Source organism: Robertmurraya phoenicis (assembly GCF_047302285.1).
GTDB lineage: Bacteria > Bacillota > Bacilli > Bacillales > Cytobacillaceae > Robertmurraya.
This window is the reverse complement of record NZ_CP154845.1, coordinates 1,893,678-1,907,172: the sequence shown is the minus strand read 5'-3', so window position 1 is coordinate 1,907,172 and position 13,495 is coordinate 1,893,678. Positions and strand designations below refer to the sequence as shown.

Genomic DNA, 13,495 nt, shown 5'->3' with positions numbered 1-13,495 from the left:
AAGGATGAACATATATGGCAGAAAAATACCAATCAAGAGAGGAGCGCCGTAAGCAAATTAGTCAACAAAAAGGAAAAAGCAATAAAAAAGCAAAGCTATCGATTAAACGTATCTTTCTTTTTCTTGTTGCATTAGGAATTGCAGGTTTGCTTATTGGTGCTGGAACTTTTGCTTATATGGTTAAAGATACGCCAGAACTTGATGAAAAATTATTAAAGGATCCAATCTCGTCTGAGCTTTATGATATTAACGGTGATCTATTTGCGGAGATTGGCTCAGAAAAACGGGATTATGTGAATTATGAAGATATTCCGAAGCAGGTTGAGGAAGCGATATTGGCTACAGAAGACACCCGCTTTTATAAACATAACGGGATTGACCTGATACGTCTTGGTGGTGCTGTAGTTGCCAATATAACAGACGGGTTTGGAGCAGAAGGTGCGAGCACCATTACCCAGCAAGTCGTAAAGAACTCATTTTTAACACCTGAAAAAACGTTATCACGTAAAGCACAAGAAGCGTGGCTATCCTTTCAATTAGAAAGGAAATACACAAAGCAACAAATCTTTGAGATGTATGTCAATAAAATTTGGATGGATTCAGGTGGACATGGAGTTGCTACTGCTGCAAAAGTGTTCTATGGAAAAGAACTCGATGAATTAACATTAGCGGAAACGGCATTACTTGCTGGTATGCCACAAAGTCCAGCCAACTATAATCCATTTAAAAATCCAGATAAAGCCGAAAAACGCCGTAATATCGTTCTAACATTGATGCACAAACACGGCTTTATCACACAGGAAGAAATGGAAGAAGCTAAAAATGTTGATGTTGCATCAACATTAGTTCCTGAAGACCAACGACCAACTGGGGATATCCCATACGATGCTTTTGTTGGCCATGTCGTAAAAGAAATCAAGGCAAAGTATCCAGACCTCGATCCTTTTTCAGACGGGCTTAAAATTTACACGACGCTTGAACCGGATGCACAGCAATATGTAGAAGACATTCTAAACGGGGATGAGATCATTGAGTATCCAGATGAAAAGTTCCAAGCAGGTATTACCCTTTTAGATACAGCGACAGGGCAAATTCGAGCTCTAGGTGGTGGACGTAACCAAACGGTTGACTTTGGCTTTAATTATGCCACTGATGCGAAGAGACAGCCTGGTTCAACCATCAAACCTGTTCTTGACTATGGTCCTGCAATTGAATTTTTAAAATGGGGTACTTATCACACTTTGGATGATAAACCATACACCTATTCAACAGGTGATAAGATTAGCAACTGGGATAATAAGCATATGGGTGTAATGTCGATGCGTACTGCACTGGCATTGTCACGAAATATCCCTGCTTTGCAAGCATTCCAGGAAGTTGGAGCAGATAAAGCGAAGGAATTTGCCATTAGCTTAGGTATTCCACTTAAGGAAATCCATGAATCATACTCGATCGGTGGATTTGGTGGTGAGGATAAAGGAGTTTCTTCACTTGAAATGGCTGGTGCATATAGCGCCTTTGGAAATAATGGTTTTTATACAGAGCCCTACTCTGTCATTGAAATTCAGCTTCGCGATGATACAAAGGTAAATATGAAGCCTGAGTCTAAGGTCGTCATGCAAGATTATACCGCTTTTATGATTTCCGATATGCTAAAGGATGTCGTACGAACAGGTACTGGTACTCGAGCAAATATTTCTGGCTTACCACTAGCAGGAAAGTCTGGAACAACGAACTATCCTGATGCAGATAAAAAGAAATACAATATTCCAAATGGAGCTGTGCCAGATGCGTGGTTCGTTGGATACACAACAAATTACACAGCAGCTGTATGGACTGGATATGACAATAAAAATGAAAATTATTTAGTGGGCGATGAACAAAAAATCGGCCAAAGATTGTTCAAAAACATCATGGAACATGTTCATAACGACAAAGAAACAGCAGATTTTAAAGTCCCTAACACAGTTGAAAAAGTCCAAATTGAAAAAGGAACAATTCCAGCAAAATTAGCAAGTGAATACACGCCAAAAGACATGGTCATTACAGAATATGCCGTAAAAGGGAATGCTCCAAAAGAAGTGTCCGAGAAGTATAATAAACTTGAAACACCTGTAGATATAAAAGCTGACTATGATACAGAAAGAAATGAAATTGTGTTAAGTTGGAATTATGTCGCAGAGAACGCTAATGGTGTTGAGTTTGAGATCTATGCTAAGAAGGATGATGGTGCAGAAGAACTCTTAACCGCTCAAGCTGAAAAAATGATTAGAATGAAAGCTGATTATGGTGGATACTACACCTTCAAAGTTGTCGCTGTTCGTGATGAACAAAAGAGTGATCCAGCTACCGCTGAAATTCAGATTCCTGACCCATTTATTTTTGATGGTGATGAAGATGACGAAGGTAACGGCAACGATAATGGGCCACCTTGGGGTCGTGATGATGACGATGAAGAAGAGGATGAGCAAAACAACGAAGATCCAGGAAATGAAGACCAGGGTCAAGATGAGAATTCGGATGACGGAGAACAACAGAGTGGAAACCAAGGTCAAGGCAATCAAAATGGTGGAAACCAAGGTAACCAACCATAAGAAAAGGCGTCTAAGCAAATGCTTAGACGCTTTTTCTTATGGTTTTTTCATTTTTTTCATCGCAATGGCTTTCGTAAAACTCTTTTCTTGTTCTAGAAAAAGCTCACATAATTGCATATAAGAATGGAATAAATTAGGTCTTTTCATAATGAATTCAAATCTTTCCTTAATGTTCACTGGTTTGATCTGTAGGCTCTCATACTCGATTTGAGGATGCAGTATGACAGGTCTTCCATTTGTCCAATGGAGGAATTCAATAAAGTAGCTTATGCCTCTTCTCATGAAAATTAAAGCTTCATCCTTATTTCTTTTTTCAAAATAGGTTTGCAGCTGTTCTTTCACTAACAACCATTCATATAGCAGTGTGGAAATGCTATCTTCAGGAGTTTCCCATGGTCTCACAGTGTCTTTCCCCATGAAATAGGCAGCATCATGAATAAAAGGAGTTTGACAATTAAGTTGATTCTCATACTGTGGCTCGACTCCTATCTCCTTCCCTTCTGGAAAAAAGAAAGGATGTACTAATTCCTCAGGTATTGTCCACCTATTCTCATTCATTTCTTCTTCCCCATCCTCTTCTTGCCTTCCCGACAAAGCTCAAGCAATGGACAAATATCACATTGGGGATTCTGTGCCTTACAGTGATATCGACCGAAAAAAATTAAACGATGATGGGTAACCGACCATTCATCCTCAGGAATCTTTCGCATTAATGTATTTTCGACCTCTAATACCGAATCCTTCCATTTACAAATGGCTAATCGTTTGCTCACTCTTTCCACATGCGTATCAACCGCAATCGCCGGAATACCAAAAGCCACAGATACAACAACATTCGCTGTCTTTCGGCCGACCCCTGGTAAATTTGTTAATTCATCCCGGTCTCTTGGAACCTCTCCATTGTAATCATCTAACAGCATTCTACAGAGCTTTTGAATATTCTTTGACTTATTACGATATAAGCCAATCGAGCGAATATCATTTTGTAGCTCTTCTAGAGATACGCTTAAATAATCTTCTGGCGTTTTATATTTTTGAAAAAGATCTTTCGTTACTTTATTAACTAATACGTCTGTACACTGGGCTGATAAAGCAACGGCAATAACCAATTCAAATGGATTGGCATGGACAAGCTCACAATGAGCATCCGGATACATTTCCCCTATTGTATCTAAACAGTATCGAATTTGTGTTTTATTTAACATTCGCTTCACTCACTTATTTATTGATGGCTGTTTTCGTACGGTTTGTGATTTTTGAAAAGTGCCTTATTGATCTAACCAATTATAAAATGGCACAGCCTCAGAACGGGGAGTTTGCTCCTCTTCATTTGGGCGAATTTGTTGCCTTGATTGTTGTCTAAATTTATTTCCATAGCTTTTCGCTTGTTCGATCGTTTTTATCCCATTTTTCTTCCACTCAAAGAGAATTCGGTCTATATAGCGAAAATTGAGCTTTCCAGAAATAACCGCTTCTCTTAAAGCCGCTTTAATAATGAGTGGTTCATGGCGATCATCATCAAGCCATAAAGCGAGCGTTTCACATTCAAAAGGAGACAGTGGTCTCCCAAACTCTTGCTCGAAGACTGTATACAAATCGACTTCATTTTTCTGTTGCTGTTCTTTTCTTTGATCATTCTGACTTAGCAAAAATTCATTTACAAGCTGATGCCAAAGTGGTTCAATTGAATATTTTTCAAAACGGATACCATCATTTGATTGGCCGTCTTCGATTTCAATAAACCCCTTTTGGATCAATTTTCGAAGGGTTTCAGTACATTGACTGGTCGAAATCGTCATCCTTGAGGAAATTTCAGAAGGCGTTGGGAAGTCATTCCCTTTTTCAAGGAATGAGATGACATGTAAAAGTAAGACTAATTCATTCTCGTTAATATTCATTTCTTTATAATAAAGTAATAAAGCCCTTGGAATGGAAATATTCCCTTCTTGGACCCATTTCACCATATTTTTATTCATTTGATAGACACCTCCCACTAAGTATATCATGAAGTTCTGTAAACAAGGTATGGAGAAATTAGTCAAGCTAGTATAAAAAAGTAAAAGAAAGCTCACAAGGTAGCAAGCTTTCTTTTGAAAAACATTTATGGATATAGACGATTTAATAAACGCGGGAATGGAATGGTTTCACGAACATGTTCGACCCCACTTATCCAGGCAACGGTTCTCTCAAGACCAAGACCAAAGCCTGAATGAGGTACAGAACCGTATGTTCTTAAGTCTAAATACCATTGATAGGCTTCAAGCGGAAGATGATGCTCCTCAATTCTTGCCTTTAGTAATTCAGCATCATGGATACGTTCAGATCCTCCGATAATTTCTCCGTATCCTTCTGGCGCAATTAAGTCTGCACATAGGACGACATCTTCTCTTTCATGATCAGGTTGCATATAAAAAGGTTTTAGACTTGTTGGGTACTTCGTAATAAATACCGGCTTATCGTAGTGTTCAGCAATCGCCGTTTCGTGTGGAGCACCAAAGTCATCTCCCCATTTAATATCATCAAATCCCTTTTCATTTAAGAAAGCAATCGCGTCGTCATAGCTGATACGCGGGAATGGTGCTTGAATGTTTTCAAGCTTACTTGTATCTCTTCCCAACGTCTTCAACTCGATTTGACAATTTTTAAGAACAGATTGAACGATGTGAGATACATATTGTTCCTGAACCTCTAGATTTTCTTCAAACTCAACAAATGCCATCTCAGGTTCAATCATCCAAAATTCAATTAAGTGGCGACGTGTCTTCGATTTTTCCGCTCTGAACGTAGGACCAAATGAGAATACCTTTCCGAGAGCCATGGCAGCTGCTTCCATGTACAATTGTCCACTTTGAGATAGATATGCATCTTCATCAAAGTATTTCGTTGCAAAAAGTTCCGTTGTCCCTTCCGGAGCACTTCCTGTTAAAATTGGTGGGTCAACTTTAGAAAATCCTTTTTCATTAAAAAATTCATATGTAGCACGGATAATTTCGTTACGAATTTTCATGACCGCATGCTGACGACGTGAACGCAACCATAAATGACGGTGGTCCATTAAAAATTCTGTTCCATGCTCTTTCGGTGTAATCGGATAATCAACAGCTTGATGAAGCACCTCGAGCCCTTTCACAAGTAATTCATAACCTAATGGTGATCGTTCATCCTTTTGAACTACCCCTGTCACATAAACAGATGACTCTTGCGTAACCGATTTCGCTGCTTGGAATAACTCCTCTGAAACTTCAGCCTTCACAACAACACCTTGGATAAAGCCTGTCCCGTCTCGTAATTGTAAAAAGGCAATCTTCCCGCTAGAACGTTTGTTAGCGATCCATGCCCCTATTTTCACTTCTTGATCTACATATTTGTGTACCTCTGTAATGGTTGTTTTAATCACTTGTCTTTTCCCTCCAAAAACTTACCCACTTGCTGTGTATGTACTTACTATCATCATATCCAATAAACAATTGGTTAAAATGCACTATCATCTTATTATACCTTTTTTGATATTGGACAATCAATAAAGAAAAATGTAGGCACCCGCTTATCGGTGTTTCGACGAATAGTGTCTGTTCTTTCGAATAAGGAAAGCGGACAGACCATCGATTGGTCTGTCCGTTCTCTAACTTGGCCCTTTACATTTTGCTCTTAACAAATTGAGCTATTCTTGCTACTGCTTCTTCAAGTAGCTCTAATGAAGTAGCATAAGAAAGACGAATATTATCTGGAGTACCAAAGCCTGAACCTGGCACAACCGCTACCTTTGCTTCTTCAAGCAGGCCTTCAACGAATCCGTCCACACTGTCATAACCAGTAAGCTTTGCTGCTTCCTTCACATTTGGATATAGGTAGAAAGCTCCTTGTGGCTTAATACAAGAAATACCTGGAATGGCCACTAGTTTATCATAAATAATCGTAAGTCTATGTTCGAATGCCGTTTTCATTTCTGTCACAGCATTTTGCGGTCCTGCATATGCTTCAATTGCCCCATATTGGGCAGTTGTCGTTGGATTTGATGTACTATGGCTAGCAAGGTTTGTCATTGCTTTAATGATCGTTGCATTCCCAGCTGCATAACCAATTCTCCATCCTGTCATCGAATGAGATTTTGATACCCCGTTAATGATAATCGTTTGCTCTTTTAGTTCCGGTGATAATTCTGCAATCGATACATGCTGATGATCTCCATAAATAAGCTTTTCATATATTTCATCTGAAATGATAAGCACATTTTTTTGCAAGCAGACAGCGCCTAAAGCTTGCAGTTCTTCACGGCTATAAACCACCCCAGTTGGATTACTTGGGGAATTAATGATCACTGCTTTTGTTTTAGCGGTGATCGCTGCTGAAAGTTGCTCAGGAGTGATTTTAAAGTCATTTGCTTCAAGTCCCTCAACGAATAATGGAGTCCCTTCAGCAAGTTTGACTTGCTCTGGATAACTTACCCAATATGGAACCGGAATGATCACTTCGTCCCCTTGATTGAGTAATACTTGAAAAAGAGTGTATAAGCCGTGTTTCGCTCCATTCGTGACAATGATTTCATTTGGCTTGTATTCAATCCCTTGATCATTCTTGAACTTTTTTGCAATCTCTTCAATTAACTTCGCAAGCCCTGCTGAAGGAGTGTATTTCGTATGTCCTTCATTCATAGAAACGGTCGCTGCCTCGATGATATTTCTAGGTGTATTAAAATCCGGTTCTCCTGCCCCAAGACCAATAATATCATGGCCTTCCGCTTTTAACTGCTTCGCTTTCGCTGTAATCGCAAGGGTTGCAGAAGGGGTTAATGCTTTCACTCTTTGAGCCAATTGAATATCCATACCATTTTCCTCCCAATAAACCTCATAGGTTTTGTATATCTTTTAACCATTCACCTGTTTTAAAATCAATGTAATAATAATTGATTAATTCATCATTTGAACGGTAATAGATTTCCCAAAGCGGAATTTGATTCTCGATCCCAAGTTTCACTGACATCACTTCATCCGGTTGCTTATCTTGATAAAGTGTATCAATTGCATCTTGTTTACTAATGCCATCTTCTTCATTTCTTACGACAATTTTTCGGTTTTTATCTTCTTCTGGTATCCAGGCAATTAGTCGTTTTCCTGCTTGATCGGTCCCTTTTACGATATAATAGCTACTTGTACCGTTGTATAACGTAAAATCCGTCGTTTTTACAATATCCGTTTCTGCTAAGGCGATTCCTTCTGCCTTTGCTTCGGCACTTTGTAATGGTTTAAGTGCATTCAAATATATGTTAACGGCGATTCCGATCAAGACAATTACAAAAATACATGATATCCAAATCCATTTTTTCATTTAAATTCCCTCTTTATGTACGGTAAATAGTAAATACAGCTTTATTTTGATCTTCTTGATCCAAGGATAATCCAAACATTAAGTCTCGATCTTTTAATGTTCGATTTAAGGAGTCGACAATTTTGTATAAATCAGGGCTATTTTCGATTTTTATAGTGGATAATACTTCAATCTTACTTTCCATCATGATTTCTCCTCACTTACACATAATTTGTTAATCATAGTTGTCTTTTTTAAGGTAACAATAAGATTAAGTAACCGTCAGTTCATAACACTTTTTAAAGTAATTTTCACTAAAAATATTATAACAGTTTCGTCGAAAAAGAATTACCCATTTCACAAAAATATAATAACTTTTAGTCCACACACACACTTTTACCGCGCTACAGATGCGCGGTATTTTTCATTAGTATACAATTTCACAAAAAGCTCTCAATTAAGTCTAAGGTTTCGTTGATATTTAGTTCTTTCACAGGAACACTAGGAATCGATTGCAAAAACGCCTTACCGTAAGAAGTCGAATAAATTCGCTTATCAAAAATAACGACAAATCCACGGTCCTGACTTGTGCGAATTAAACGCCCAAATCCTTGCTTGAAACGAATGATCGCTTCTGGAAGTGAATGCTCTGAAAAAGGATTACCACCCTTTTGTTTGATGAGATGACATTTTGCTTCTGTCAAAGGCTCATTTGGTGGTGAGAATGGCAGTCTGACCATAATAAGACAAGACAAATCCTCTCCAGGGATATCAATCCCTTCCCAAAAACTGCTCGTTCCAAGTAGTATTGCTTTATCAAAGCGTTGGAAATTTCGAGTCAGCCTTGTTCTACTTCCTGCCGTGATCCCTTGACCCATAATGACAAAGTCCTCTAGAAGACCGCTCTCCTTCATGAGATTATACGTTCTCCTTAACATGTCGTAAGCCGTAAAAAGAATCAACATTCTTCCTTTTGTTGCTTCTGCAATCGAAATAATATGCTCTGAGATAGCCGCCACATATTCATCAATCGAGACTGTATTAATTTCCGGTAAATCATTTGGAATCACTAATTGAACCTGCTTTTCATACGGAAATGGGGATGCAATCTGTTCTAAAAAACAGTCCTGCTGATCCAATCCGAGTTCTCGTAACATGTACTGGAATGAACCTTTTACTGATAAAGTCGCTGAGGTAATGACAGCACTCTTTTTACGTTGAAAAAACTCATTCCGTAACTGTTCACCAATTGTGATCGGTTGTGCATACATGGTCGTGGCATTTTGAGCAGATCTTACATCCACTTCGACCCATGAGACAAACTCTTCTGAAGGAAATAAAATAAGCTGTTTAATCGTATCACATACTGTATCTAATTCCTTTTGAAAAGAAGACACTTCTTGTAAAACAAGCTTTTGTGAATTCGTAAGAACAATATGCTCATTTGTCAAAGCCTCAACATATTTTTTTACACTTGAACTAAACTCTTTTAAGCTAAAATAAAAGCGTTCTCCGATCGCATGAACAGGAAACCAATCTTGAGCGTGTTCCTCTTTTTGTAGACGATAAGTTACTCTATTTGTTGTAGCACTTTTGTTTTGCCGTTTTCGTGCTAATAGGGCAAGGGTTCTAAAAAACTCATCCATCTCATGATTCAGATCAGTAAATAATTGATTGATTTCAAAGGAGTGGGGAATGTCTCCACTCACCTCTGAGCCTTTTTCCTTTAAAATTTTCTCTAGTTCATACTGATATTGCCTTTGCTCATATTGACCAAATTGACTTAGTAAAAGTCGAATATGTAAATAATCTAATGTCAGTCCAAAGTATTTTCCTGCTGCTTTCTCAAAATGATGACCCTCGTCTAATACACAGTATTGATAATGAGGCAAAATCGCAGTATCGGAAACCAGATCGGACAATAAGAACGAATGGTTTGTGATGATAAAATTGGCTGTTTGAGACGCTTTACGTGCTCGCAAATAATAGTCATATTTCAACCATGATTTCCCATGAAAATACGCACTCTCATCATTTTTAATTTTGCTCCAGTAGAGCATGCCTCCACTTGATAAATTAAGCTCATCCCGATCACCTGTTTCAGTTTCCAAAAGCCAGATCAAAATTTGCATTTTCGTCAAGCTAACGTCGTAATTATCGTCTTCTTCCTTTAACGATTGTTCAAATTTAGCCAAGCTTATGTAATGACTTCTACCCTTTAATAGTACAGCTTTAATCTCAAAGGGAAGCATCTTCTGTAGTAAGGGAATATCCTTCTTTAAAAGTTGCTCTTGCAGCTGAGTTGTATACGTACTAATGACAATCGTTTCATTACGATCGCTCGCGAATATTGCCGCTGGTAATAGATAGGCCATTGATTTTCCAACACCTGTCCCCGCTTCAATGAGGGCATGTTTTTCATTTGTGAAGGCTGAAAAAATGGTATCCATCATTTGAAATTGCCCTGTTCTCTTTTCATAGCCTTCGAACGCTTCGAGAAATAACTTCTCCTTTTCCTCCTCACGTTCTGGATAAGAAATCGAATAGCTCTCGTTTATGTCTTTTGTTTCTTCTAGCTTCCTTAACATGATCCCGTGATGTAGTTCTAATGCAAAGGGAACCTCTTCAATAAGACTTTCCTTTTCCACTATTAAATCATCGAGAAGAAGGGCAACATCACTTTTTAACCCACCTGATAATCTCCATAATTGCTGAAGAGTAACGTTCGGAAGAGCCCATAGACGGTTCAATAAAATCAATAACAATTCTGCCGTCACATATGCATCACTATCTGCTTGATGGGGACGTTCGTGATTCAATCCTTCTCTTAGGGCAAGCTCATTCAATTTATAGCTATCCGATGTTGGAAATAGAAATCTCGCCATTTCCACAGTATCCAGTACAGGTCCTAAAAATCCTTCATAACCGGCTTCGACTAGCTCTTCTTGGAGAAAGGATAAATCAAATAAAACATTATGGGCAACAAAATAAGCATCCTCAAGTAGCATTAACACTTTTGGAGCAATCTCGGAAAAGTCAGGTGCATCTTGTACCATCTCATCCGTTAACCCTGTTAATTCTTCTATAAAAAGGGGAATTTCTCTTCCTGGATTGACGAGGGAAGAAAATTGCTCCGTAATTTGACCGTTTTCAACAACAACGGCAGCAAATTGGATAATTCTATCCCCTTTTTTCGGAGCATTTCCCGTTGTTTCTAAATCCACTACTACAAACTTGTTACTCAATTCTATACACCTCTATCCTTCAAAATCTCATAAATATACATTTTGAAGGAGTACTTTTTAATATGATTGCCGTTTTATCATCGTAAACTGCATCTGTGCTTCCACTTTATCATAAACAGTTATCAACAGGAAAGCGAATTAAAAACCTTTGCCAGTTATACATTGAAAAGTGCAACTGACAAAGGCTTGTTTAGTTAAAGTATGGTCTTTTCTGGTTCCGCATGAAGTAATTCTACGATATCATTGTTTTCATTCATAATCGCCACTTTTGGCTGGTGTGTAGATAGTTTTTCTTCTGCCACTAACGCATAGGAGATAATAATGACCACATCTCCTTCTTGAACAAGCCGAGCAGCCGCACCATTAATACAAATCACACGACTTCCTCTTTTTCCAGGTATAATGTAAGTCTCAAAGCGTGCGCCATTATGATTATTGACGATCTGCACCTTTTCATTTGGTACCATTCCAACGGCTTCTAATATTTCTTCATCAATTGTAATGCTTCCCACGTAATTTAAATTTGCTTCTGTTACACGAGCACGGTGAATTTTTCCATTCATCATCGTACGAAACATGATGCTTCCCCCATTCATGGTTGTATATTATTTACGATTCAATTGTTAAGACGATATTGTCAATTAAGCGAGCTTTTGTAAATTGGACAGCAACAGCAATAATGATTTTTCCCTCCACTTTTTCGATCCTTTGTAATTCGGGAAAGGAGTAGATTTCAATATAATCAATCGTTCCGTTCGTCTTCGTTTCAATGTTATTTCTGATCACCGAAACGATTGACTCAATGTTTTTCTCTCCATGTTCGATCATGTCTTTTGCCTCTGTTAACGCTTGATAGATTGCAGGTGCCAGATCCCGTTCCATTGGCGACAAATTTACATTTCGAGAACTTTTCGCTAATCCGTCCTCTTCTCGAACAGTTGGAACTGGTATAAGTTCTATCGGAAAATTAAAATCGGAGATTAATCCTTCCACAACTGCTACTTGCTGAGCATCCTTCATCCCTAAATACACTCGATCAGGCAAGACTAAGTGAAATAATTTCGTTAAAACAGTCGCTACACCATCAAAATGGCCTGGACGTGAATCACCACATAAAACGTCAGTCCTAGCTTGCACGAGTACTTTTACAGATAGTGGGTTTGGATACATGTCTATAACTGCAGGATAAAAAATAATGTCAACACTTTCTGCAAGACAAATATTTTTATCTCTTTCAAAATTTCTTGGATAGGCATCAAAATCCTCATTCGGACCAAATTGAATCGGATTAACAAAAATACTCACAATCGTGATGTCATTTGACTCGCGAGCAGTTCTTATCAGCTGCAAATGTCCTTCATGTAAATAGCCCATCGTCGGCACAAAACCGATTGAATTGTTTCTCTTTAGCTCTTTAACAAGCGCTTGCATTTCGTTTAATTGTGTAATAATCTTCATGCTTTTCCCCCGTAAAGCCCCATCAATTCTTCCTCTTTCATCGTAAAGCTATAGGGATCGGATGGAAAGCTCTGCTGTTTTACTTCTGAAATATAATCTTCTATTCCTTTTTGGATCTCTACATTCATATTCGCATATGGCTTCGCAAATTTTGGAAGCCTTTCAACTCCATACATTAACAAATCATGATAAACCAAGACTTGGCCATCGGTCTCTACTCCAGCACCAATCCCAATCGTCGGAATCGATAAAACTTGTGAGATTTCTTTTGCTAATTGCTTCGGCACACATTCAAGGACCAGCATGAATGCTCCAGCCTCTTCACATTTTTTCGCATCCTCTATCAGCTTCCTAGCTGCAGTTGCGTTCTTCCCTTGCACCTTATAGCCTCCTAAAACACCTACTGACTGAGGCGTTAAACCAAGATGTGCGCAGACAGGAATTCCCGCTAGTGTTAGCGCTTTTATATGTTCAATAACGTCTTCTGCCCCTTCTACCTTGACTGCATTTGCACCGGTATCTTGAATGAGCTTTGTGGCATTTAGAAGTGTATCTCTTATTGATAAGTGGTAGCTCATAAACGGCATGTCAATGATAATGCTTGTTTCCTTTGCTCCCCTTCTTACCGCTTTCCCGTGGTGAATCATATCCTCCATTGTGACGGAAACAGTTGAATCATAGCCTAATACAACCATTCCAAGAGAATCGCCGACAAGGATTACGTCCACCCTAGCTTGTTCCGCTAATTTTGCTGACGGAGAGTCATAGGCAGTCAACATGACGATCTTTTCTTTTTCCTTTTTCATTTTTTGAAAATCGGTCGTACTTCTCATCTTTTTTCCTCCTTTTCAAGTCGGAAGAGGAGATAAACAAAAAAAGGCATCCTTAAAATGG

At 38.6% G+C, this 13,495-nt stretch carries 12 protein-coding genes; 1 reads left to right on the top strand and 11 read right to left on the bottom strand.

From position 1 onward, the window contains the following. Positions 1-14: 14 nt before the first annotated feature. Positions 15-2,594, top strand: coding sequence for a transglycosylase domain-containing protein (locus tag AA0X71_RS09410; RefSeq protein ID WP_413361610.1), 2,580 nt, complete (start codon positions 15-17; stop codon positions 2,592-2,594). Positions 2,595-2,630: 36 nt separating this feature from the next. Here the strand turns inward: AA0X71_RS09410 and AA0X71_RS09405 are convergent, their stop codons facing one another. From AA0X71_RS09405 to panB, 11 genes are all read right to left on the bottom strand, one after another. After that, positions 2,631-3,152, bottom strand: a complete 522-nt coding sequence (locus tag AA0X71_RS09405) for a YpoC family protein (protein WP_413361609.1) — start codon at positions 3,150-3,152, stop codon at positions 2,631-2,633. After that, entirely contained in the window at positions 3,149-3,799 is a 651-nt protein-coding gene (nth, locus tag AA0X71_RS09400; RefSeq protein ID WP_413361608.1) for an endonuclease III, read from the bottom strand. Before nth ends, AA0X71_RS09405 begins: the two co-directional genes overlap by 4 nt. A 63-nt stretch (positions 3,800-3,862) precedes the next feature. Beyond that, on the bottom strand, positions 3,863-4,570 hold the full coding sequence (locus AA0X71_RS09395) for a DnaD domain protein (RefSeq protein WP_413361607.1): 708 nt from the start codon (positions 4,568-4,570) through the stop codon (positions 3,863-3,865). Positions 4,571-4,695: 125 nt separating this feature from the next. Further along, complete coding sequence (asnS, locus tag AA0X71_RS09390) at positions 4,696-5,988, bottom strand: asparagine--tRNA ligase (RefSeq protein WP_413362543.1); 1,293 nt, start codon at positions 5,986-5,988, stop codon at positions 4,696-4,698. Between the two features lie 241 nt (positions 5,989-6,229). After that, a complete protein-coding gene (locus AA0X71_RS09385; protein ID WP_413361606.1) occupies positions 6,230-7,417 on the bottom strand; it encodes a pyridoxal phosphate-dependent aminotransferase in 1,188 nt (395 codons plus the stop codon). 22 nt (positions 7,418-7,439) lie between these two features. Further along, positions 7,440-7,919 (bottom strand): DUF5590 domain-containing protein, encoded by a 480-nt coding sequence (locus AA0X71_RS09380; RefSeq protein ID WP_413361605.1) that lies wholly within the window; start codon positions 7,917-7,919, stop codon positions 7,440-7,442. Between the two features lie 13 nt (positions 7,920-7,932). Further along, positions 7,933-8,103: a YpmA family protein gene (locus AA0X71_RS09375; protein WP_413361604.1), complete on the bottom strand. Its 171-nt coding sequence runs from the start codon at positions 8,101-8,103 to the stop codon at positions 7,933-7,935. Between the two features lie 235 nt (positions 8,104-8,338). Continuing rightward, positions 8,339-11,143, bottom strand: a complete 2,805-nt coding sequence (dinG, locus tag AA0X71_RS09370; RefSeq protein WP_413361603.1) for an ATP-dependent DNA helicase DinG — start codon at positions 11,141-11,143, stop codon at positions 8,339-8,341. Positions 11,144-11,337: 194 nt separating this feature from the next. Further along, a complete protein-coding gene (gene panD, locus AA0X71_RS09365) occupies positions 11,338-11,721 on the bottom strand; it encodes an aspartate 1-decarboxylase (protein ID WP_413361602.1) in 384 nt (127 codons plus the stop codon). Positions 11,722-11,752: 31 nt separating this feature from the next. Then, positions 11,753-12,601 (bottom strand): pantoate--beta-alanine ligase, encoded by an 849-nt coding sequence (panC, locus tag AA0X71_RS09360; RefSeq protein WP_413361601.1) that lies wholly within the window; start codon positions 12,599-12,601, stop codon positions 11,753-11,755. Then, the gene (panB, locus tag AA0X71_RS09355) at positions 12,598-13,434 is read right to left on the bottom strand and encodes a 3-methyl-2-oxobutanoate hydroxymethyltransferase (protein ID WP_413361600.1); all 837 of its coding nucleotides are present in this window, start codon (positions 13,432-13,434) and stop codon (positions 12,598-12,600) included. The genes panC and panB overlap by 4 nt, the downstream gene beginning before the upstream one ends. Between the last annotated feature and the right edge of the window lie 61 nt (positions 13,435-13,495).

What these genes read in the sequence shown, in the direction of transcription:
- AA0X71_RS09405 (WP_413361609.1), bottom strand. Translation starts at nt 3,152, where the DNA reads ATGAATGAGAATAGGTGGACAATACCTGAGGAATTAGTACATCCTTTC.
- AA0X71_RS09385 (WP_413361606.1), bottom strand. Translation starts at nt 7,417, where the DNA reads ATGGATATTCAATTGGCTCAAAGAGTGAAAGCATTAACCCCTTCTGCA.
- AA0X71_RS09380 (WP_413361605.1), bottom strand. Translation starts at nt 7,919, where the DNA reads ATGAAAAAATGGATTTGGATATCATGTATTTTTGTAATTGTCTTGATC.
- panC (WP_413361601.1), bottom strand. Translation starts at nt 12,601, where the DNA reads ATGAAGATTATTACACAATTAAACGAAATGCAAGCGCTTGTTAAAGAG.
- AA0X71_RS09395 (WP_413361607.1), bottom strand. Translation starts at nt 4,570, where the DNA reads ATGAATAAAAATATGGTGAAATGGGTCCAAGAAGGGAATATTTCCATT.
- AA0X71_RS09375 (WP_413361604.1), bottom strand. Translation starts at nt 8,103, where the DNA reads ATGGAAAGTAAGATTGAAGTATTATCCACTATAAAAATCGAAAATAGC.
- AA0X71_RS09410 (WP_413361610.1), top strand. Translation starts at nt 15, where the DNA reads ATGGCAGAAAAATACCAATCAAGAGAGGAGCGCCGTAAGCAAATTAGT.
- panB (WP_413361600.1), bottom strand. Translation starts at nt 13,434, where the DNA reads ATGAGAAGTACGACCGATTTTCAAAAAATGAAAAAGGAAAAAGAAAAG.
- nth (WP_413361608.1), bottom strand. Translation starts at nt 3,799, where the DNA reads ATGTTAAATAAAACACAAATTCGATACTGTTTAGATACAATAGGGGAA.
- panD (WP_413361602.1), bottom strand. Translation starts at nt 11,721, where the DNA reads ATGTTTCGTACGATGATGAATGGAAAAATTCACCGTGCTCGTGTAACA.